This window comes from Kitasatospora sp. NPDC056076, assembly GCF_042266305.1.
Lineage (GTDB): Bacteria > Actinomycetota > Actinomycetes > Streptomycetales > Streptomycetaceae > Kitasatospora.
In genome coordinates, this window is sequence record NZ_JBHJWG010000049.1 from 32007 (window position 1) to 51031 (window position 19025).

Here is a 19025-nt window from a genome sequence, read left to right on the forward strand (position 1 = left end):
CCAAACAGTGGCGCCCCACCCGGGGCACCACTGTTCTTCTACTCGGCCAAGAACTCCCCGCCCTTGACCCCGGAGAGGAACGAAGCCCAGGCCCCAGCCGGAAACAGCAGCACCGGCCCGTCCGGGTCCTTCGAGTCCCGGACCGGCACGAGACCGATCACACCGTCGGCCACCTCAACGCATTCACTCTGCGCCCCGGAGTACGAGGACTTGCGCCACACAAGTCCCGAGAGCTCGTTCACAATCCTCAGACCTTCTCGCTCGCCATGCGCCCGATGAGCGCGATCGATTCACTGCGGGGCAGCGACTCCGCCAACGCGCGGCGGAACAGATTCGCGTACTTGAAGACCTCCTCCGGCTCCTCGATGTACAGGGTGCTGAGAAGGCTGTCGACATACACCACATCCGTCTCGGTCACCTCCGGGAAGCTGAGGATGGTGACAGGACCGAAGAGCGCCGCATGGATCTCCGACGCTTCCGGCAGGACTTGGACGTTGATGTTGGGGCGCTCGGCGGAAGCCGCGAGGAACTCAAGCTGTTCGCGCATGACCCCCTTGCCACCCACCTGGTGCTTGAGCACCGACTCGGAGAGAACAGCCCACACCCGCAAAGGCACATCCCGCGTGAGGACCGAACGACGTTCCTGGCGAACCTTCGTCAGCGTCTCGACCTGCTCAGCCGTCGCATCCTCTATCTGCGCCCGGACAACGGCCCTGGTGTAGTCCTCGGTCTGCAGGATCCCCGGCACCAGCAAGGTCTGAATGCTGTACATGTCCGATGCGTCGGACTCCAGCGCGATGTAGTCGGCATAGAGCGGCGACAGTGTGTCCGAGTATCGATCCCACCATCCACGCAGACGGCCCTCTCGCGACAAAGCCTCCATCCGGCCCCGCGTCTCCGGATCCTTCACCCCGTACAGATCAAGCAGCAGTCGAAGATCCACCAGTCGAATGCCTGACTGGGCAGCCTCGATCCGACTGATCTTGCTCTCCGCGCAGTCGAGTTGCCGCGCCGACTGGGCGATCGTCAGATCGCTCCCTACTCGCAGCTCCTTGAGCGTTCGGGCCAGCCGCCGCTGCCGAACCGTCGGATTCCTGTTCACCGGCACCGTCGCGACCTCCCCACTTCTGTGAGTTGCCAGTCTGCCCCCCTCCGGCACCGACAACAATCTTTGATCACTTCTAAAGTGGGGACTTGCACTTTGGAAGTCCCCAGGAGGATGCTACTAAACGTAGCCTGATGATCGACACATAGTGATCATGACGGGCTTTCACCGGGCATCCCTATGCCCGCTCCCGCCGCTCTCACCTGCACACTCCAGAGGTGGCCCTGCCATGAGCGAACAGACCTGCTGGCTCCCCCGGCACCCCAAGTCCCCCCGCAACGCCCGCCAGGAGCTCCGCTCCTTCCTCCTCCTCCACCCCTCCGCCGAACCCCTGCTCCCCATCGGCGAGTTGCTCCTCAGCGAGCTCGTCACCAACGCGGTCACCCACACCCGCACCCCGCGTGACCGCCTGATCTTCGTCCGCCTCCAGCTCCCCTCCCCCACCTCGCTCCGCATCGAGGTGCACGACGCCGACAGCGAGAAGCCCTCGCTCCGGCCCGCCTCCCTCACCTCCGAGTGCGGTCGGGGCCTGCTCCTCGTCCAGGAGTTGGCCTCCCAGTGGGGCTGCTGCCCGCGCCGGGGTGGCATCGGCAAGTTCATCTGGTGCCACATCACCGCGCCCACCGCCGAGGCCGCCGCGTGAATCCGGTCCGAGCCGGGATCGCGGGCATCATGCTGCCGACCGTGTTCCCCAGCCTCGACCACGCGCTCCCCGTCCTCTGGGACCACGTCCGCCGACACCCCGTCCGGGCCGCCCACCGGGACTTCCTCCGCCTCTGCATCGGCCCGGGCGGCAACAACGGCGTCGCCCACTCCCTCGCCCGCAGCGGCCGCTGGTCCATCACCCTCTACCTCGGCGACACGGCGGACCGAACCGCCCACCCGCTCACCATCACCACCCGCCACCGCCCCTGAACTCCCCGCCCCGGCCCGGCGTACACGCCGGGCCGGGGCGACCGAACCGCTTTCCCGTCATGGAAAACGGCACCGAGAACTACGACCCAAGCATCCTCCGACACACGCAGGCCGCCATCCGCGCGGCCGACTTCGACATCGACCTGGACCTGTGGCGGGCTCCCGACGACGACAGCCTGGTGACCGTCGCCGCTGGCTGCCAGCACGCCCCCGCCAAGGACGGCCCGGTCAAGCCGATGCCGAAGCCCGAACACCCTTGCCACAAGCCGAAGGTGGCCTGAACGGCGTACGCTGCCGAGCGACCGACAGGAGGCACCACGAATGGAAGAGTGGATCGATCCCCGGTACGCAGAGCTGGTTGCCTGCTACCGCAGGCAACAGGCAACGCCCGAGGGACCCACCTACGGCCCGCCCACCGATGACGTGCCGCTCCGCGGCTTCGTCCTGGAGCCGATGCCTCAGCAGTAGGGACAGCCTGCACAGGAAGTCGGCCCCGCCGACTTCCCGCGCAGCACGTGCGGCCTACTCCTCCCACCACTCCTCCACGCAGAACCGGGCCTCGCTGAGCATGGTGTCCCCGGCCCTGACAGCTCGGACGTACATGTTGGTGCCGTCCGGCCCCTGGTCTCCGGCACAGGTGAGGCGCAGGCCCGCGCCCCGATCCTCGATGTGGCGGATGATGTCCGCGTCGACATCGGCGACCGGCCTGCCGATCAGCGGGATGCCCTCGAACTCGATCTGCGGTCCGGTCAGCCTGTGCACGGTCACGGCGCCCAACACTGGGACGTCTGCCCAGTACCCGTAGTGGGCGGTCACCCCCGCTTCCTCGAAGACGTCCTCGTGCAAGCGCCATTGCCCGGCCTCGGGCGGGACCGAGGGCCAGGACTGGGGGTAGGCCCCTTGGCGGGCTGCCGGCACCGCGCCGCCCAGTGCGGCCGCCACCTGCGACGGGCTCATGCCGAACCGGAGCGGACCGACGCTCTCCATCGGCGTCCAACCCCAGCGGGGCCGCTCCCGCCCCGAAGTCGACGGCCACGCCCCGGCTTTCGCCCCCACCTTCCGAACGCCGCGCCATCGGACGACCGGCTCGGACCCGTACGGATCCGCTGCCAGCTCGGGCCCGACCAGCAGGGCGGTGGTGATCGCCCGGTTCCTCCGTTCGATATGGCCCTCCGCCGCCCGCCCCCACTCCTGGTCCGCCCCCATCGAGACGCCCCATCCGGCCACCTCCGGGTCACCACCACGGTTGACCCCGACCGACCGCCCTTCCTGACGGGCGAGTTCGAGGAGGTCCACGCGAGCCTCGGACGGGACGCGGGCGATCAGCTCGACGCCCCGCAGCCGCACCAGCGGACCGGACAGGGCATCGATCGCCACCGCGACCAACCGCGACCCCGGCCCGTAGAACACGGTCACGCCCTCGTCCCGGTACTCCTGCCAGGGCGCGCTTCCGCCCCTGTCCCACGCGGGGTCGGGGACCACCTGGTCCAGGGCCGACTCGACTTCCTCACGACTCATCCCGAACCGCAGCGGCCCGACCCCCACCAGCGGGTCGAGCACCCACCGGGCCCGCTCCGCCTCCGCTTTCCGCTTCCACCAGATCACCACGCCACACCCTCGCTGGACCCACCCTCCGACGGCGGAGCCGAGTCCCCCACCAGCGCCGCCCTGCCCCCTGCACGGGAAGTCGGCGGGGCCGACTTCCTGCGCACCACACAACGCCACACCGCACCGCGCCGGGTCAGCCGTGGTCGTCCCAGTCCTCCGCGTGGAACCGGGCACCGCTCACCACGGTGTCCCCGGCCCTGGTGGCGCGCACGGACATGCCGGAGCCGTCCGGCCCGAGGTCTCCGTCGCAGCCGATGAGCAGCGTCCCGTCATGGCTCTCGACGTACCGGGTGAGGGCCGCATCGACCTCGGAGACCGTCCGGCCGATCAGCGGCAGGCCCTCGAACTCCAGCTGCGGCCCGGTACGGCCGTTCACGGTCACGGCCGCCAGGGTGGGAGAGCCCTGCTGGTACCAGTAGTGCGCGGTCACTCCGGCCCGGTCGAACTGGTCCTCCGACAGGATCCACTGCCTGGCCCCGTAGTGCCGCATCGACTGGTAGCACCACCCCCGCCGGGCGGCCGGCGTCTCACCGCCCAGCGCGGCCGCCACCTCTCGCGGGCGCATCCCGAACCGCAGCGGGCCGACCCGCTCCAGCGGCGTCCAGTCCCAGCGGGGCCGGTCCTGATCGGACGTCACCGGCCAGGAGCCGGAGTTCGCCTCCAGCCTGCGGACGTCGCGCCAGGCGAGCACCGGTTCGGCCCCGTACGGGTCCTCGGCCAGCTCAGGACCGACGAGCAGGGCACCGGTCAGCATCGCGTCCCGCCGCTCCAGGTACCCGTCGGGCGACGTTCCCCACTCCTGATCGGCGCCCATGGACACGCCCCAGGCCGCGACCTCCGGATCGCCGCTCCAGTTCACCCCGACCGGAACGCCCTCCCGGCCGGCGAGCGCGTGGACCTCGGCCCGGACCTCGGACGGCACCCGGGCGATCAGCTCCACCTCTCGCAGCCGCACCAGTGGTCCGGTGTTCGCGTCGACCGCCACCGCCGCCAGCCGCTCGTCCGGCCCGTAGATCGCGGTCACGCCCGTACCGTGGTGGTACCCCTGCCAGCACACCCGGTCCTGGGTGCTCTGCACCGGGGAAGGGTGTTCCGCAAGGACGTCCCTGACCTCGTCGGGGCTCATCCCGAACCGCAGCGGCCCGACCCCCACCAGCGGATCGAGCACCCACCGGGCCCGCTTCGCCTCCGCTTTCCGCTCCCACCAGCCCACCAGGACACACCCCCGCACGATCGCTCCGCCCGACCCCGGCGAACCTGCCGATGATCTTGCCGGGCAGCCTAGACATCCCCACCGACACCAGGTTCCCGGCCGGCGCGGGGACGCCCCCAGGCGCGCCTCTGCACGGGAAGTCGGCGGGGCCGACTTCCCGTGCGCCGCCCGACTCGCCCCCGCAGGGCAAAAATTGCTCCGTCAGAGCGCGAAGCGGACGTCCGTCAGCCGCTCCGAGAGCTCCCAGAGCCGCCGCGCCGCCTCGGCGTCGGTCGCCCTCGGGGCGAGCCGCACGACCTTCGGGGCGCCGCGCAGCTCCCCCATCCCGCCCGGGCCGATGAACTGCCCGCCGAGGGCGTCCGGGGCGGTGGCGGCGAAGAGTTGGGGCAGCGCGCCCCGGTCCGGGGTCTGGGCGAGCGGGCGCAGGAGGCGGCCGAAGAGCAGCTTCACCGGGCCGACCGAGCCCGCCTGGATGCCGGTGGCCGCGTACCCGGGGTGGGCGAGCAGGCTGCGGACCGGGCTGTCTGCGGCGGTGAGACGCCGGTGGAGCTCCCGACCGAAGACGGCGTTGGCCAGTTTCGACTGGTTGTAGCGCCCCATCGGCGAGTACCCGCGCTCGCCGGTGAGGTCGTCGAAGTGGAACCGCCCCTGCCGGTGGTTGGCCGAACTCACGGTGACCACCCGGGGGTCGGTCCCGCCGGCCAGCAGGTCGAGCAGCAGGCCGGTGAGCGCGAAGTGTCCGAGGTGGTTGGCCGCGAACTGGAGCTCGTGCCCCTGCGCGCTGAGCGTGCGCGGCGGGGCCAGCACACCCGCGTTGTTCACGAGGACGTCCGGGCGGAGGCCGTCGGAGCGCAGCCGCTCGGCGAAGGCGCGGACGGAGTCGAGGTCGGCCAGGTCGAGGCGCCGCACCTCCAGGGACGCCCCCGGCCGCTCGGCGGTGATCTCCGCGGCGACGCGCCGCCCCTTGGCCTCGTCGCGGACGGCGAGGACGACCCGGCCGCCCCGGTGGGCGAGGGCGCGGGCGGTCGCCAGCCCGAGGCCGCTGCTGGCACCCGTGACGACGAAGAGTCGCCCCGTCTGGTCCGGGATCCGGTCGGCGTTCCACGCTTGAGGCTTCGTCATGCGACACACGCTGCCTCTCATGTCACCAAGTGTCAAGTGCGACTCCATGCGCCAGAAACGGCCCCGCGTGTAGCATCAGGGGATGACCACCCTCCCCGCCCCGAGCCTGGCCGAGCGCAAGCGCCGGCTCGTCTCCGACGAACTGACCAGGGCCGCACTGGGCCTGTTCGCCGAGCACGGGTTCGACGCGGTCACGGTCGACGAGATCGCCGCCGCCACCGGCATGTCCAAGCGGACGTTCTTCCGCTACTTCGCCTCCAAGGAGGACGTGGTCGTCCGCTTCCTCGCGGAGCTGGGCGACGGCATGCGCGCCGAACTCGCCGCGCGGCCCGCCGGGGAGAGCCCCTCCACCGCCCTGCGGCACACCGTCTGGGCCGCCGTCGACGCGTGCGCCGGCCACTCCGAGCAGACCCTGCGCGTGGTCCGGCTGATCCTCGGCACACCCGCGCTGCGCGCCCGCCTCCTGGAGCACCAGTCGCAGTGGCGGGAGGAGCTGGCCGCCGAACTCGCCGACCGGCTGGGAGTGGACGCCGCGGCCGGACTCCGCCCCCGGATGGCCGCGGGAATGGCCCTGACCGCCTTCGACGTCGTGCTCCAGTGCTGGAGCGCGAGCGGCGGAACGGCGGACCCGGCCGCCCTGACCGACCAGGCCTTCACCGCCATCGCCCCGGCCCTCGACGCCACACCCGTCAACGAGGCAGCCCTCGACGCCGCACCCGTCCGAGCCGCCCCGCGCTAGCGACCGCGTCGACGACCGCCGCGCGCCGCCCGTCCGACTGAACTCCCGGGCCGCACCGGCATCGAGAAGCCCGAGAACCCGCTCGCCTACGCCGCCGACGGCAACACGATCGGCGCCTTCTACCAGCGCATCGCCAACGTCTTCCCCACGTACGCCCGCCTCCCCGGAGGACCCGTTCCCCAGCGCCCCGGGCGAACTCGCCCACTACTACGCCTTCCAGGAGATCGCCGTCGGCCGGAAGCTCGTCCAGAACCCCACGACGAAGACGTGGGAGTTCACCGGCGCCGACGTCCCGCTGCCGGACACCTTCCCGGTCGCCCGGGTCCCCAAGGGCGGCTGGCCCCGCCAGGGCGACCCCAACTCGCCCGACGGGCCCACCGCCGGGCAGCTGGACGCCTTCAACCAGCACTACAGCGCCATGCTGCACGCCCTCGAACGCGCCTGGGGCGGCGACCCGTCCCCGCTCGGCACCGCGATCGGCCTGATGGGCCAACTGCGCGACACCGCCCAGCAGATCGTCGACGTCAAGCTCCCGGCCGACCCCCGCTTCACCTACGGCCCGGAGTGGCTCCTGGTGTGACCGAACGGCGCAGGGGCCGATACCGACGGGACCGGTACGGACGGGACCGGTACGGACGGGACCGTTCCGGCCCCGAAGGCCCTCGGCTCACCACACCACCGGCAGCCGCTCCGGCAGCCGCTTGATGAACCCCGGCCGCCAGGCCAGCTGGTCGGCGGGAACGGCGAGCCGCAGGCCCGGGAGCCGTTCGACGAGCGCGGTGAGGGCGATCTCGGCGTGGGTGCGGCCGAGCGCCGAGGCCGGGCAGAAGTGCCGGCCCGCGCCGAAGGCGAGGTGCGGGTTGCTCGGCCGGTCGAAGTCGATCCGCTCCGGGTCCGGGAAGACCGCCGGGTCGTAGTTGGCGCCCTCGACCAGGACGAGCACGAGTTCGCCCTCCTTCACCAGCACCCCGCCCACCTGGACGTCCGCGAGCGCGAGCCGCGGCAGGGCGTCGCCGATCGACAAGTTCACCCGCAGCAACTCGTCCACCGCGCGCCCGATCAGCGCCGGCTCCCGCCGGAGCCGGTCGGCGAGTTCGGGCCGCTCGCACAGGTAGACGACCGCGTTCAGCAGGAACGCCGAGGTCGACACCGCGCCCGCGCCGAACAGCGACAGCGCGACGGTGGCGAGCAGTTCGTCGCCGACCCGGTCCGCGACGTCCGGGGAACGGCGCAGCGCGGCGAACCGGCCGAGCAGGCCGTCCACCGGTTCCGGGTCGGCGTTCAGCCGCCCGAGCACGTGGCCGAGGTCCTTGTACCAGTTGGGGGCCGCACCGGCGAAGGGCACCGGGCTGGTGAGGAAGGCGAGGTCGACGCCGGCCATCAGCCGCCGCCCGTCCTCGGCCGGGATGCCGAGCAGTCGGCAGTGCAGTGCGGCGGAGTAGGGGTCGGCGAAGCCGTCGCGGAGTTCGCCGGGGGCGCCCTGGGCGGTGAGTGCGTCGATCAGCCGGTGGGCCTCGGCCTGGAGCCAGCCGTCGAGGGCGCGGTCGGCCCGCGGGGAGAGGGTCCTCATGACGGCGTCGCGCAGTCCGGCGCTGTTGATGCTGCCCATGTTGTCGACCACCTCGGGCGGGATGGTCAGCGCGTACTGGCGGGGGACGCCGGGGTTGGCGGTGTCCTTGAGGCTGAACCGCTCGTCCTCCAGGACCTGCTTGGCCAGCGCGTAGCTGCTGACCAGCCAGGCCGGATCGCCGGTCAGGGTACGGACCCTGGCGATCGGGGTCTCCTCCCTCAGCCGGTTCGCCTCGGCGGGCAGGACGTCGCCCCGGCGGGAGAGCGGGAAGGCGATGTCGGTGGTCGGCGGGTGGGTCACGGTCACGGTCGTGCTCACGGGCGTTGCTCCTCGGGGAAGTTCGGCGGTCCGGACGGTCGACTACGCGGGCACAGCGGCTTCTACGGCCTCGACGACGGAGGACGCCGCAGCCGGCCGGATCACCGCGTACGCCTGGCCCGCCGCGGCGCGCAGGCCTTCGTCCCGGCCGAACAGGACGGGCGTGAGCGGGAGTTGCAGGTGGTAGCAGCTGACCGAGGAGCGCACGCCGAGCAGCGCCGGGGTGTCCAGGAAGAACGGCAGTTCGGCGGCGATGTACCGCAGCCCGGCGGCGAGTTGGGGTTCGCTGGGGGCGAGGCCCTCGTCCAGCCGGGCGGCCAGGAAGCCGCGGGCCATGCCCTCGGCGGCCGCCCGGAACTCCGGGTCGGTCCGCAGGGCGTCGACGGCCCGCCGGTGCAGCCGCTGGTAGGCGCGGTCGCCGGTGAAGGAGGAGAGGGCGTGCACCCGGACGTCCGGGGCGTCCCGGACGTCGCCCCGCGGGCCGGCCTCCTCGACGCCCCGCTCGATCCGGCGGGCGGTGGCCTTGACCTCCTTGCGGGCCCGGCGCTCGGCCTGCTCGGGGGCGTAGCCGAAGGTCTCGAACTGGGTGCCGACGAGCAGGTCGGCGTAGACGATGTCGATCCGCTCGAAGAACTCCCGCCCCCACCGGACGAGTTCGGTGATCCGCCGGGCGCTGAAATAGCTGTTGCCGGAACTGACGCCGATGAGCAGGTGCTCGCCGCGCCGCCAGATCTCCTGGCAGCGGCGGGAATACGGAAGTGCCTCGTACCCGCCCGACGGAATCACCGTCGGGCGCTCGTCCCGGAGGGCGTCGCGCATGCCTTGCCTCCACATCACAGCAGTGGTCACGGACTGGGCGTTCATGGGGATGTGGGGGAATTCGCAGAGGTGCACGGCGGGTGGGGGGAGTTCACCCGGAGTGCCGTGTGCACCTGGTGGGGCTGCGGCGCCCTGAAACTACCGCTGCCGCGCGGGAGCTCCGCAAGTCCCGTACGGGGGTTGGCGAAATGTGATCACCGAGCGGCCGGAATCCATGTGAACCGCCACCCGGGAAACGTGTTCACGAAGATTTCCCCGACGACTGCCGAATACCGCCCGGACGGCTCCTCGGGCCAGTGTGAAATCCTCCAACATCCCTCGGGAAAAGGGAATGCGTTTCGGAAGATACGCCCCCCGGAAACGCCGAAGGCCGGTGCGGAGGATCCGCACCGGCCTTCGCCGACTACCGCTCAGCCGTTACTCGTTCGGCACCGTCGCGTACTTCGCGGTGCCCTCGGCCATCTGCTTGAGGGCGTCCTTGCGGTCCCGCTTCGACAGCTTGTCGATGTAGAGGGTGCCGTACAGGTGGTCGGTCTCGTGCAGCAGGCAGCGGGCGAAGAAGCCGGTGCCCTCGACGCGGATCGGGGTGCCGTCCTTGTCGACGCCGGTCACGGCCGCGTAGTCCGGGCGCGGCAGCTCGGCGTAGGCGGTCGGGACGGACAGGCAGCCCTCGTTGCTGTCGTCGAGCACGCGGCGCCGGTCGGCCGGGTACTCCTCCAGCTTGGGGTTGATCACGTGGCCGATGTGGCGCACGCCGTCGTCGTCCGGGCAGTCGTAGACGAAGACCTTGAGGTCGACGCCGATCTGGTTGGCGGCCAGGCCGACGCCCTCGGCGGCGTACATCGACTGGAACATGTCGTCGATCAGCGCGGAGAGTTCGGCGTCGAACGCGGTGACGTCCTTGACCTCGCGGTGCAGCACGGGATTGCCGACCACGGTGATCGGGCGCGCGGTGCCCTTGGTGAGGTCGGGCTCCTCACCGATCACCTTCGCGGGGGCCTCGGGCGCCGCCCCCTCCACGTCGTGCTCGTGCTGGTGGTCGTGCTGCTCCGCCATTGTCTTCCGCTCCCATAGGTCTACGCGTACCTCACCAGGGTACTCAGCGGGATCAGCAGACCTCTTCGAGATCCCGGTAGGCCCTGGTCGAGGGGGCGGCCGCGACCCAGCGGTCGAGCAGGGAGCGGACCAGGTGGGCCGGGGCGGCGAGCCCGCACTCGCGCTCGACCAGCCAGGACATCCCGGCCGCGCCGCCCTGGCTGAGGTGGCTGAGGTGCCCGGGGTGGGCGGCGTCGCCGTCGTCGTGGGGGTCGTGGTGGGCGACGATCCCGTCGTCGGCGGCCATCCGGCTCTCCGAGCACGCGCGGCACAGCAGCCGCACCGAGGAGGTCCAGTCCTCGGCGGCGTAGCCGGCGTCGGCGACCAGCCGTTCCAGCGCGTCCCGGTCGCCGGCGGTGGCGGCCTGCAGCAGCACCACGTAGGTCGGCACCGGGGAGGGCGCCCACAGCTCGATCTCGTCGAAGACGGGGTAGGCGACGCCGTCGGTGACCCGTTCGCCGTGCGGGGCGCCGTCGTGCAGCACGACCTCGCCCCAGCGGCGGCCGGAGGAGGGCAGCGGGATGGACAGCACCTCGATCCGGGCGGGGTCGAGGCGCCGGCCCCACACCACCTCGGACTCGCCGTCGGGGGACAGCCGCACCGGGGTGGTGCCCAGCTCCAGGCTGACCGGGCCGTCCCCGCCGGGGCCGCCGGGCAGCTTGAGCCCGTAGGCCTGCCAGGCGCGGCGGGCGAGCGGCCAGTCCTGGAGGGCGGTGGCGGTGATGCCGAGGTTCCACCAGTCGGGGGCGCCCTGCTCGCGGTCGAGCAGGGCGACGGCGCGCAGGCCGGCCGAGCGGGCCTGCTCCCAGTCGCGGCGGAACTTGTGCAGCAGGGCGAGGTTGAACCAGGAGTCGGACAGCCAGGGCTCCAGGTCGGCGGCCATCACCAGCAGGGCGCCGGCGTCCTCGTAGCGGCCGTCGCCGATCAGCGTGAAGGCCCGGTCGGTCGTCTGCCGCCAGGTGGCGGACGGCCGGTGCCGTGCCCGGTGGAAGATCCTCACGTTCGTCCCTGCCGTCGTCGTCCGCTCAAGTCCCTTGCCGCCGGGCCCGTCCCGTCCTCGACGGGGCCCGGGTCCCGGTGCTCCGGGTCGGTGTTCCACGCTACGACCGCATCCAACCACGCCCGCCCCCGCCCGCGCTCCCCACCGCCGAGGTTGGGGCCGCCCCTCCCCAGCCTGCCCGTCGGAGCGCACCTCCTCAACCCCGGACGGGCGCCGCCCGGCCGCGCCCCGACCGCACCGCCGCGCCCCGGCGGGCGGGCGGGCCCCTGGGCGGGCGCCACCACACCCCTCGCGAGGACGGCGCTCTCGGCGGCCGACCCTCAGCCCCGCCCCCGGCAGCCGGCCCTCAGCCCCGCCCCTGCCCGCCGACCCGGGCGAGGGCGTCCACCACCCGGGCGTCGTAGACCCGCCCGCGCCCCAGCCGCAGCACCTCCAGCGCCTCCAGCCGCCCCACCGCCTCGCCCAGGCCCCGCCCCCGGGCGGCGGTGAGCAGGTCGTCGTGGGCGTTGGCGACGCGGATGATCCGGGCGGCGAGCGGCACCGGGCCCTCACCGCCCACCGGCCCGGGGCAGGGGTCGGCCAGTCGGGCGACCTGCTCGGCGACCTGCCGGGGCACCCCGGTGCGGCTGATCACCTCGCTGCCGAGCCGGGCGATGCGCTGCTGCTCGACGGCGGGCAGCAGCGCGGTGGCGCCGTCCGGCACCGGTTCGACCAGGGAGAGCTGCCCGACGTCGTGCATCAGCGCCGCGTACTCCAGCAGGGCGAGCTCACGGGTGCCCAGTCCCAGCTCGCGGCCGAGCGCGCACGCCGTGTCCGCGACCCGGCGCGCGTGCCCGTGCGGGGTGTACCCGGCGACCTCGGTGGCCCGGGCCAGGCTGGCGATGGTCTGCCCGGTGGTGGCCCGCACCGCGGCGGCCCGCCGGAAGGAGACCTGGGCGAGCAGCAGCGGGGTGCAGAACAGCGGCAGCGCCCACAGCCCGACCTCGCCGGCCGCGAGGCTGACCAGCATCCCGGTGGCGACGATCGCCGAACCGATCCCGAACAGCGAGCGCAGTTCGTCCTCCAGCGCGGCCGGGAAGCGCGGCCCGCCGGCCCCGGGCCCGTCCTCGGGCTCCCGCCCGCGGGCCGCCGCCGGGGCACACGCCCCGTCGCGCCGTGGCCGGTCGCCGACGGCTCCCGGAGCGGCGCCGGTCAGGTGCCCCCAGCTGCGCCCGGCCCGCCCTCCGGTCGAACGGCGGGCGGGCGAGGACGGGCCCGAGGAGCGCAGCAGCGCCGCGAGCGTCGCGTCGCAGAGCGCGGCCAGCGCGGCGACGGCGGTCAGGAAGGCCCCGTAGGCGGGGCCCTCGGGCGAGAAGCGGTCGACCAGGCCGCCGTTGTAGAGCGGCTGGAACACGGCGGCGGCGAAGCCGACCGCGAGCAGCCGGCGGGCCGCGCTGTCCCGCCGGGCCGGGTCCGCCCAGGGCGGCCGCCGGTGCGGGCGCCCCGGCCGGTGCGGCAGGGCGAGCCCGGGCAGCCAGCCCAGCAGCAGGCCGACCCCGGTCACCGCGACGACCTGGAGGGTGCCGTGCGCGGTCGGCACCCCGCGCAGCGGCCCGAGCAGGGCGTACGCCAGCGCGCCGGCCGCGCCGATGGGCGCCTGCTCACGGTCACCCGGAAGGGTGATCCGGACGCATTCGCCGAGCGCGATCAGCGCGGTGAACGCCAGCGCGACCCTCGGCTCGGCGATCCCCCGCACCGCCACCGCGCCGAACGCCGGCACCACCAAGACGGCGGCGGCCGCGTGCACACCCCGCGCGGTGCGCCCACGCCCACGCCCCGAACCGGCCCCGTGCCCGCTCCTGTGCCCCGCACCGGCCCCGGCCCCGTGCCCGCTCCCGTGCCCCGCACCGGCCCCGCCCTCGGCCCGGCCCCCGCCCCCGGCCGCGCGCCCGGTCACGGCTGCCCGGCCGCGGGGCGGGCCCCGCCCTGGGCGGGCACCCGTCCGGGCGCGGCCCGCACCGGCTCGGGCACCCCGAGCGGGATGTCCGGGACGGCCCGTACGCAGTCCTCGGAGTGCACCACCGGCTGCCAGTCGTGCACGGCCAGCGCGTCGATCAGCGCCCGCACCATCACCGGGTCGAACTGGCTGCCGGAGCAGCGCTCCAGCTCGGTCACCGCCTCGGCGACGGGGCGGCCGCGCCGGTAGGAGCGGGTGGAGGTCATCGAGTCGAAGGCGTCGGCGACGGAGATGATCCGGGCGAACTCGGGGATCTGCTCGCCGGCCAGTCCGCTCGGGTAGCCGCGCCCGTCCATCCGCTCGTGGTGGTGCAGGATCCCGGCATGCGCTTCACCGAGGAAGTCGATCCCGCGCACCAGCTCGTACCCGTACACCGGGTGGACCTCCACGGCGCGGCGTTCGTCCTCGTCGAGGGGACCGTTTCTGCGCAGCAGCTCGGTGGCCACGCCGAGCTTGCCGACGTCGTGCAGGATCCCGGCGAAGCGCAGGGTGCGCAGCCGCTCGGGCTCCATGCCGAGCTGATCGGCGATCAGCACCGAGGCGCGGCCGACCCGTTCGCTGTGCCCCCGGGTGTAGGCGTCCTTGATCTCCACCGCCTGCACCAGCGACTGCACGGTGGCCTGGTGGGCGTCCCGTTCGCGCTGGCCCTGGGCGAAGACCCAGGCCGAGATGGACAGCGGCAGCAGGGCCAGCAGGGCGGCGAACGCCCCGTACGGGCCCTGCCAGAGCACCGCGACCATCAGTCCGCCGGCCGCGTGCACCAGCACCGGCAGCCCGCACACCGCGCAGGCGCCGCGGAGCACCTCGGTGACCGGCCGGCTCTCGCTGAGCACCACCATCACCCCCACCACCAGCCCGTTGACCAGGCAAAACGCGCCGACGGCGGCGAAGCCGGGCAGCAGTGCGGCGGGGAAGCGGGAGCCGAGCAGCAGCTGCGGGCCGTGCAGCAGGTGGAAGGCGACCGAGGAGGCGAAGGCGCACAGCGCGAGCTGCGAGCCGTTGAACAGCTGGCGGCCTCGGCAGCCGGGGCCGGTCGGGCCGCCGAGCAGGGCGGCGGGGGCGGCGACCAGCGCGGCGGCGGCCGGCGGGAGCATCAGCACCCCGGCGAACAGCACCGGGAAGAAGGCGTTCGCCCCGGGGCGGGCGGGGACCCGTCCGGCGGGCGCGGGGCGGCGCAGCAGCCGGCGCAGCAGGAGCGAGCAGGGGGTGGGCAGGCCCTGGGCGAGCGACTCCCAGCAGCCGTGCAGGAAGCCGAGCAGTCCGATCTTGGGCCAGTCCGCCGGGTGTCCGAGCCAGCGCGGCACCCCGGGCGTGACGGCCTCGGGCAGCAGCGGCAGCAGGCAGCACAGGGCCGCCACCGGGACGGCCACCAGGTAGCGCGCAGCCCCCCGCGGCAGGGTCGCGCCTCCACTGTCGGTAGCGATCTCGGCCTCCCCGCGTCCGGGCCCTGTTGCCTCAGCGCGCCGGGCTGACCGGCGGTGAGCGTCCGTCAGGAGGATAGGCCGCCGTCCGGGCGTGGGGACGCATGATCGCGCAATGGCGCAGTTGGCGCACCGCCAACTCACTCGAACGAGTGAGGGCGCATGCGAGCAGAACGGGAGCGGCCCCGGGAGCGCATGCTCCCGGGGCCGCTGAACTCCCTGCCCGAACCGCTCGGCACCGCCCTCGCCGGCGGGCCGTACGGGCCGCTGCGCCGGACTACTCGGCCGGCGCTCCGGCCTCGACCGGCGCACCGGGGCGCACGCCCGGCGCGTCGCCCGCGTCCTCGCGCGCCTGCACCGGCCTGGGCGCCGGACGGGCCGCCTCGACGTGCACCTCGACGGTCGTCTCCACGGCGACCACCACCGGCTCACCCGAGCGCTGCCCGGCCCGGATCGAGTCGATCCTGGCCAGGACCTTGCTGCGCAGGTCCGTCGGGGTGTCGTCGCAGCCGCAGGAACGCTTGATCAGCGCCTTGATCGCCTGCTCCAGCCCGTACTGCTTCAAGCAGGGCGAGCACTCCTCGAAGTGCACGCGCAGCTTGGCGCAGTCGCCCTCGGCCATCTCGTTGTCGAGGAATTCATAGAGGTGGTCGAGGACCTCGCCACACTCGGTTTCGTGCGGATCGCCGCAGCTCATGAGCCCGAGCCCTTCGCTTCCTGCCCTGCCCCGCTGCCGGCCGGGACCAGCCCGCGCTCACGGGCGTAATCCTCCAGCATGCCGCGCAGCTGCCGGCGGCCGCGGTGCAGCCGGGACATCACCGTACCGATGGGAGTACCCATGATGTCCGCGATCTCCTTGTACGCAAAGCCTTCTACGTCCGCGAGATACACGGCGATCCGGAATTCCTCCGGGATCGCCTGGAGCGCGTCCTTCACATCGCTGTCGGGCAGGTGGTCGAGCGCCTGGGTCTCGGCCGAGCGCAGACCGGTCGACATGTGCGACTCGGCCCTGGCCAGCTGCCAGTCCTCGATCTCCTCCGCCGCGGTGCGCTGGGGCTCCCGCTGCTTCTTGCGGTACGAGTTGATGAACGTGTTGGTGAGGATGCGGTACAGCCAGGCCTTGAGGTTGGTGCCCTCACGGAACTGGTGGAAGGACGCGTACGCCTTGGCGAACGCCTCCTGGAGCAGGTCCTCCGCATCCGCGGGGTTGCGCGTCATGCGCAGCGCCGCCGAGTACATCGGGTCGAGGTAGCCCAGGGCGTCGCGCTCGAAGCGCTCCCGCCGGGCCTCCTCGGACTCCTCCGCCGACACCCGGAAGGTGTCCTCACCGATCGCCTCGGCCAGCTCCTCACCGGTGAGCGCCTCGCCCGCAGGCAGGGCCTCGTCCGGGCCACGGCCCGGATCGGCCTCGTGCTCGGTCCCGACGACCGGACCCACCTCCTCGGCATGACGGGCACGGCCCACTGCGGGCCGCCCAGAAATGGAGGATATCGGGCTGACGGGCTTCTCGCCCGCGTCGAGCCAGTCCGACCAGGAGGGGGCGAACGCCGCGGCGGCCTCGCGCTCCTCCGGCCGTTCGGGGCACGCGATCGAACCCATCTGCCCTACCTCTCACCGGTGACTCATGCTGACGGACACGACAACCACACCGGCCCCGCCCGCATTCCCGCCCGCACCCGCCGTTCACTCGCACGAGTGAGCGAGCGGAAACACCCTGCTCACGGCCCCTCACGGCCCCTCACACCGGCACCGGAGCCACAGCGGCACCGGCGTCACAGCAGCCCCAGCACCCAGTCCCCCACCGCCGAGCAGATCAGCTCCAGCACCTCGTCCTGCCCCACCGACGCCCGCTTCGGCACCTCGAACCCGTGGTTCCCGTACGGCAGCGCCACCAGCTCGTGCCCCGCCGGCAGCTCCGGGAACTCCGCCGGCCCGCCGAACGGGTCCGCCGCACCCTGCACCACCAGCGTCGGCAGCCCCGACCCCAGCAGCTCCTCGGCACGGCTCTTCTCCGGCTTCCCCGGCGGGTGCAGCGGGAACGCCAGCGCCACCACCCCCACCGCACCGCTCGCCGCCCCCGTCCGACAGGCCACCCGCGCCCCCGCGCTGCGCCCGCCGACCACCAGCGGCAGCCCGGCCCCGGCCAGCCGCTCCGCGACCGGCAGCCAGCCCACGTCCAGCGTCCTCGGCGCCGGGCCCAGCTTCTTCCCCGCCACCCGCCACGGCTGCTCCACCAGCGCCACCGTGATCCCCCGCTCCGGCAGCCGCCCGGCGAGCGCCACCAGGTCCCGGGCACCGGTCCCGCCGCCCGCCCCGTGGCCCAGCGCCAGCACCGCCCTCGGCGCGGCCGCCCGGTGGTAGGTGATCCGGGCGTCCCCGGCCCCGGTGGTGACGAGTTCGGAGGTGGTCATCCCGGCAGCTCCCAAGTCTCAGAACAGTGTGGTCTCGTACTCGACCTCGGTCCACGGCTCCTTGAGCTCCGGACCGTTGTTGCGGATGTTCCCGACCGCCGGCGACACCGGCGTGGCCAGCAGCGCCCCCGGCGGCGGGGGTATCAGCAGCCGGCGCACCTCCTCCGGGTCGCCCAGCCCCGGGTCCAGCCACTGCCCCCAGTCCCGCCGGTCCAGGAACAGCGGCATCCGCTCGTGGATCGGCGCCAGCGACTCCTCGGCGTCCGTGGTCACGATCGTGAAGGTCACCAGCCAGGCCTCCGGGTGCCCCGGCGGCACCGCCCGGTTGCGCCAGAACTCGTACAGTCCCGCCAGCGCCAGCGGGGCGCCGTCCGCCCGGGACACGAAGAACGGCTTCTTGCGCGCCTTGCCCCGCTCCCCCGGCACCGTCTGCCACTCGTAGTAGCCGTCCACCGGCAGGATGCACCGGCGCGAGGCGAAGGCCTGCCGGTAGGCCGGCTTCTCGTGCACCGTGTCCGACCGCGCGTTGATCATCTTCACCGCTGTCTCGGCGGAGTTCGACCACTGCGGCACCAGCCCCCAGCGCAGCGCCCGCAACTGCCGCACCGGCCGCGCCGCCCCCTTGGCCAACCGCTCCAGCACCACGTACGCGCTGTTGGTCGGCGCCACGTTCCAGTTCGGGTCCAGGGACTCCTCCGGGTCCCAGAACTCCACGTCGAACAGCTCGACGACGTCCTCCGGCTTGCTGCTGGCTGCGAAGCGACCGCACATGCGGGCCAGCCAACCACACCGCGCCCGCTCAGCACTTCCTCATCCACGGAGCAGAACCGCCCGCTCCCCTCCGCCCGTCCCCGCATGGGAGGCTGCCCCGAACGGCCCAACCCGGCCCGAACGGCGAATCACGACACAGCACAGCGAACGGAGGCGCAGCCCGCCGATGAACCCGAACAACCAGAACCTCGGCGAACTGTGGGACCGGGTCACCGGCACCCAGGCCGCCCCACCCGGCTGGCTCGTCCTCGCGACCGGCTGCGCCGCCCTGCTCGCCGTCCTCGCCCGCCCGCTCTGGCACGTCACCCGCAACGCCGTCACCATCGCCCACGAGGGCGGCCACGGCCTCGCCGCGCTCGCCACCGGCCGCAAGCTCGCCGGCATCCGGCTGCACTCCGACACCTCCGGCCTCACCCTCTCCTACGGCCGCCCCACCGGCCCCGGCATGGTCCTCACCGCCGCCGCCGGCTACACCGCCCCCGCCCTGCTCGGCCTCGGCTGCGCCGCCCTGCTCGCCGCCGACCGGATCACCCTGCTGCTCTGGCTCGCCATCGCCCTGCTGCTGGCCCTGCTCCTGCGGATCCGCAACGCCTTCGGCCTGTTCACCGTGCTCGTCGCCGGCGGCGCCTTCTTCCTGGTCTCCTGGTTCGGCAGCGCCCAGGTCCAGGCCGGCTTCGCCTACCTCGGCTGCTGGTTCCTGCTGTTCGGGGCGGTCCGCCCGGTCCTGGAACTCCAGCACCAGCGCCGCACCGGCTGGGCCCGCGACTCCGACGCCGACCAGCTCGCCCGGCTCACCCACGTCCCCGCCCTGGCCTGGGTCACCGTCTTCCTGCTCACCGCCCTCGCCTGCCTCGCCCTCGGCGCCACCTGGCTGCTGCAACCCCTCCACTAGATCACCGCCGTCCCGCCATCCGGCCGTAGC

Annotated in this window: 21 protein-coding genes; 6 read left to right on the top strand and 15 right to left on the bottom strand. The window is 73.4% G+C overall.

The genetic code is table 11. From position 1 onward, the window contains the following. Positions 1 to 38 precede the first annotated feature (38 nt). Positions 39 to 251, bottom strand: coding sequence for a DUF397 domain-containing protein (locus ACFC1T_RS31405; RefSeq protein ID WP_375894186.1), 213 nt, complete (start codon positions 249 to 251; stop codon positions 39 to 41). Next, a complete protein-coding gene (locus ACFC1T_RS31410; RefSeq protein ID WP_375894087.1) occupies positions 248 to 1108 on the bottom strand; it encodes a helix-turn-helix domain-containing protein in 861 nt (286 codons plus the stop codon). Before ACFC1T_RS31410 ends, ACFC1T_RS31405 begins: the two co-directional genes overlap by 4 nt. Before the next feature lie 226 nt (positions 1109 to 1334). Here ACFC1T_RS31410 and ACFC1T_RS31415 point away from each other — a divergent pair, with 226 nt between their 5' ends. The 3 genes from ACFC1T_RS31415 to ACFC1T_RS31425 are packed head-to-tail and all read left to right on the top strand — an operon-like array spanning position 1335 to position 2301. Next, positions 1335 to 1748, top strand: coding sequence for an ATP-binding protein (locus ACFC1T_RS31415; protein WP_375894089.1), 414 nt, complete (start codon positions 1335 to 1337; stop codon positions 1746 to 1748). Next, positions 1745 to 2020: a hypothetical protein gene (locus ACFC1T_RS31420; RefSeq protein WP_375894092.1), complete on the top strand. Its 276-nt coding sequence runs from the start codon at positions 1745 to 1747 to the stop codon at positions 2018 to 2020. The genes ACFC1T_RS31415 and ACFC1T_RS31420 overlap by 4 nt, the downstream gene beginning before the upstream one ends. 59 nt (positions 2021 to 2079) lie before the next feature. Next, positions 2080 to 2301: a hypothetical protein gene (locus tag ACFC1T_RS31425; RefSeq protein WP_375894095.1), complete on the top strand. Its 222-nt coding sequence runs from the start codon at positions 2080 to 2082 to the stop codon at positions 2299 to 2301. A gap of 241 nt (positions 2302 to 2542) precedes the next feature. On the opposite strand, the gene ACFC1T_RS31430 is transcribed toward ACFC1T_RS31425, so the two are convergent. From ACFC1T_RS31430 to ACFC1T_RS31440, 3 genes are all read right to left on the bottom strand, one after another. Beyond that, on the bottom strand, positions 2543 to 3625 hold the full coding sequence (locus ACFC1T_RS31430; protein WP_375894098.1) for a hypothetical protein: 1083 nt from the start codon (positions 3623 to 3625) through the stop codon (positions 2543 to 2545). A gap of 136 nt (positions 3626 to 3761) precedes the next feature. Beyond that, complete coding sequence (locus ACFC1T_RS31435; protein ID WP_375894101.1) at positions 3762 to 4706, bottom strand: hypothetical protein; 945 nt, start codon at positions 4704 to 4706, stop codon at positions 3762 to 3764. A 336-nt stretch (positions 4707 to 5042) separates the two neighbouring features. Next, positions 5043 to 5963: an oxidoreductase gene (locus tag ACFC1T_RS31440; RefSeq protein ID WP_375894104.1), complete on the bottom strand. Its 921-nt coding sequence runs from the start codon at positions 5961 to 5963 to the stop codon at positions 5043 to 5045. 82 nt (positions 5964 to 6045) lie between these two features. Here ACFC1T_RS31440 and ACFC1T_RS31445 point away from each other — a divergent pair, with 82 nt between their 5' ends. Then, a complete protein-coding gene (locus ACFC1T_RS31445) occupies positions 6046 to 6702 on the top strand; it encodes a TetR family transcriptional regulator (protein ID WP_375894106.1) in 657 nt (218 codons plus the stop codon). A 418-nt stretch (positions 6703 to 7120) separates the two neighbouring features. Beyond that, positions 7121 to 7282, top strand: a complete 162-nt coding sequence (locus ACFC1T_RS31450) for a hypothetical protein (protein ID WP_375894109.1) — start codon at positions 7121 to 7123, stop codon at positions 7280 to 7282. Positions 7283 to 7369: 87 nt separating this feature from the next. Here ACFC1T_RS31450 and ACFC1T_RS31455 read toward each other — a convergent pair whose 3' ends face one another. The 10 genes from ACFC1T_RS31455 to ACFC1T_RS31500 form a co-directional block, all read right to left on the bottom strand. Then, positions 7370 to 8590: a cytochrome P450 gene (locus tag ACFC1T_RS31455; RefSeq protein WP_375894111.1), complete on the bottom strand. Its 1221-nt coding sequence runs from the start codon at positions 8588 to 8590 to the stop codon at positions 7370 to 7372. Between the two features lie 42 nt (positions 8591 to 8632). Beyond that, entirely contained in the window at positions 8633 to 9409 is a 777-nt protein-coding gene (locus ACFC1T_RS31460; RefSeq protein WP_375894113.1) for a tRNA-dependent cyclodipeptide synthase, read from the bottom strand. Between the two features lie 417 nt (positions 9410 to 9826). Continuing rightward, entirely contained in the window at positions 9827 to 10465 is a 639-nt protein-coding gene (gene def, locus ACFC1T_RS31465) for a peptide deformylase (protein ID WP_375894116.1), read from the bottom strand. Between the two features lie 52 nt (positions 10466 to 10517). Continuing rightward, positions 10518 to 11504 (bottom strand): hypothetical protein, encoded by a 987-nt coding sequence (locus ACFC1T_RS31470; RefSeq protein WP_360233351.1) that lies wholly within the window; start codon positions 11502 to 11504, stop codon positions 10518 to 10520. Positions 11505 to 11850: 346 nt separating this feature from the next. Next, entirely contained in the window at positions 11851 to 13290 is a 1440-nt protein-coding gene (locus ACFC1T_RS31475; protein WP_375894119.1) for an HD-GYP domain-containing protein, read from the bottom strand. Positions 13291 to 13436: 146 nt separating this feature from the next. Further along, positions 13437 to 14870: an HD-GYP domain-containing protein gene (locus ACFC1T_RS31480; protein WP_375894122.1), complete on the bottom strand. Its 1434-nt coding sequence runs from the start codon at positions 14868 to 14870 to the stop codon at positions 13437 to 13439. A 328-nt stretch (positions 14871 to 15198) separates the two neighbouring features. Further along, a complete protein-coding gene (gene rsrA / locus ACFC1T_RS31485) occupies positions 15199 to 15618 on the bottom strand; it encodes a mycothiol system anti-sigma-R factor (protein WP_375894125.1) in 420 nt (139 codons plus the stop codon). Beyond that, positions 15615 to 16520, bottom strand: a complete 906-nt coding sequence (locus ACFC1T_RS31490) for a sigma-70 family RNA polymerase sigma factor (protein WP_375894128.1) — start codon at positions 16518 to 16520, stop codon at positions 15615 to 15617. The genes rsrA and ACFC1T_RS31490 overlap by 4 nt, the downstream gene beginning before the upstream one ends. A gap of 173 nt (positions 16521 to 16693) precedes the next feature. Then, positions 16694 to 17332, bottom strand: a complete 639-nt coding sequence (locus ACFC1T_RS31495; protein ID WP_375894131.1) for an alpha/beta family hydrolase — start codon at positions 17330 to 17332, stop codon at positions 16694 to 16696. Positions 17333 to 17350: 18 nt separating this feature from the next. Continuing rightward, positions 17351 to 18103, bottom strand: a complete 753-nt coding sequence (locus tag ACFC1T_RS31500; protein WP_375894133.1) for an SOS response-associated peptidase — start codon at positions 18101 to 18103, stop codon at positions 17351 to 17353. 166 nt (positions 18104 to 18269) lie between these two features. Between ACFC1T_RS31500 and ACFC1T_RS31505 the strand changes: the two genes are divergently transcribed. Then, positions 18270 to 18995 (top strand): M50 family metallopeptidase, encoded by a 726-nt coding sequence (locus ACFC1T_RS31505; protein WP_375894136.1) that lies wholly within the window; start codon positions 18270 to 18272, stop codon positions 18993 to 18995. Positions 18996 to 19025: the final 30 nt, after the last annotated feature.

Excerpts from the sequence above, each read along its gene's own strand:
- def (WP_375894116.1), bottom strand. The coding sequence starts at position 10,465 with ATGGCGGAGCAGCACGACCACCAGCACGAGCACGACGTGGAGGGGGCG.
- ACFC1T_RS31460 (WP_375894113.1), bottom strand. The coding sequence starts at position 9,409 with ATGCGCGACGCCCTCCGGGACGAGCGCCCGACGGTGATTCCGTCGGGC.
- ACFC1T_RS31505 (WP_375894136.1), top strand. The coding sequence starts at position 18,270 with ATGAACCCGAACAACCAGAACCTCGGCGAACTGTGGGACCGGGTCACC.
- ACFC1T_RS31445 (WP_375894106.1), top strand. The coding sequence starts at position 6,046 with ATGACCACCCTCCCCGCCCCGAGCCTGGCCGAGCGCAAGCGCCGGCTC.
- ACFC1T_RS31500 (WP_375894133.1), bottom strand. The coding sequence starts at position 18,103 with ATGTGCGGTCGCTTCGCAGCCAGCAGCAAGCCGGAGGACGTCGTCGAG.
- ACFC1T_RS31450 (WP_375894109.1), top strand. The coding sequence starts at position 7,121 with ATGCTGCACGCCCTCGAACGCGCCTGGGGCGGCGACCCGTCCCCGCTC.
- ACFC1T_RS31415 (WP_375894089.1), top strand. The coding sequence starts at position 1,335 with ATGAGCGAACAGACCTGCTGGCTCCCCCGGCACCCCAAGTCCCCCCGC.
- rsrA (WP_375894125.1), bottom strand. The coding sequence starts at position 15,618 with ATGAGCTGCGGCGATCCGCACGAAACCGAGTGTGGCGAGGTCCTCGAC.
- ACFC1T_RS31495 (WP_375894131.1), bottom strand. The coding sequence starts at position 17,332 with ATGACCACCTCCGAACTCGTCACCACCGGGGCCGGGGACGCCCGGATC.
- ACFC1T_RS31490 (WP_375894128.1), bottom strand. The coding sequence starts at position 16,520 with ATGGGTTCGATCGCGTGCCCCGAACGGCCGGAGGAGCGCGAGGCCGCC.
- ACFC1T_RS31440 (WP_375894104.1), bottom strand. The coding sequence starts at position 5,963 with ATGACGAAGCCTCAAGCGTGGAACGCCGACCGGATCCCGGACCAGACG.
- ACFC1T_RS31425 (WP_375894095.1), top strand. The coding sequence starts at position 2,080 with ATGGAAAACGGCACCGAGAACTACGACCCAAGCATCCTCCGACACACG.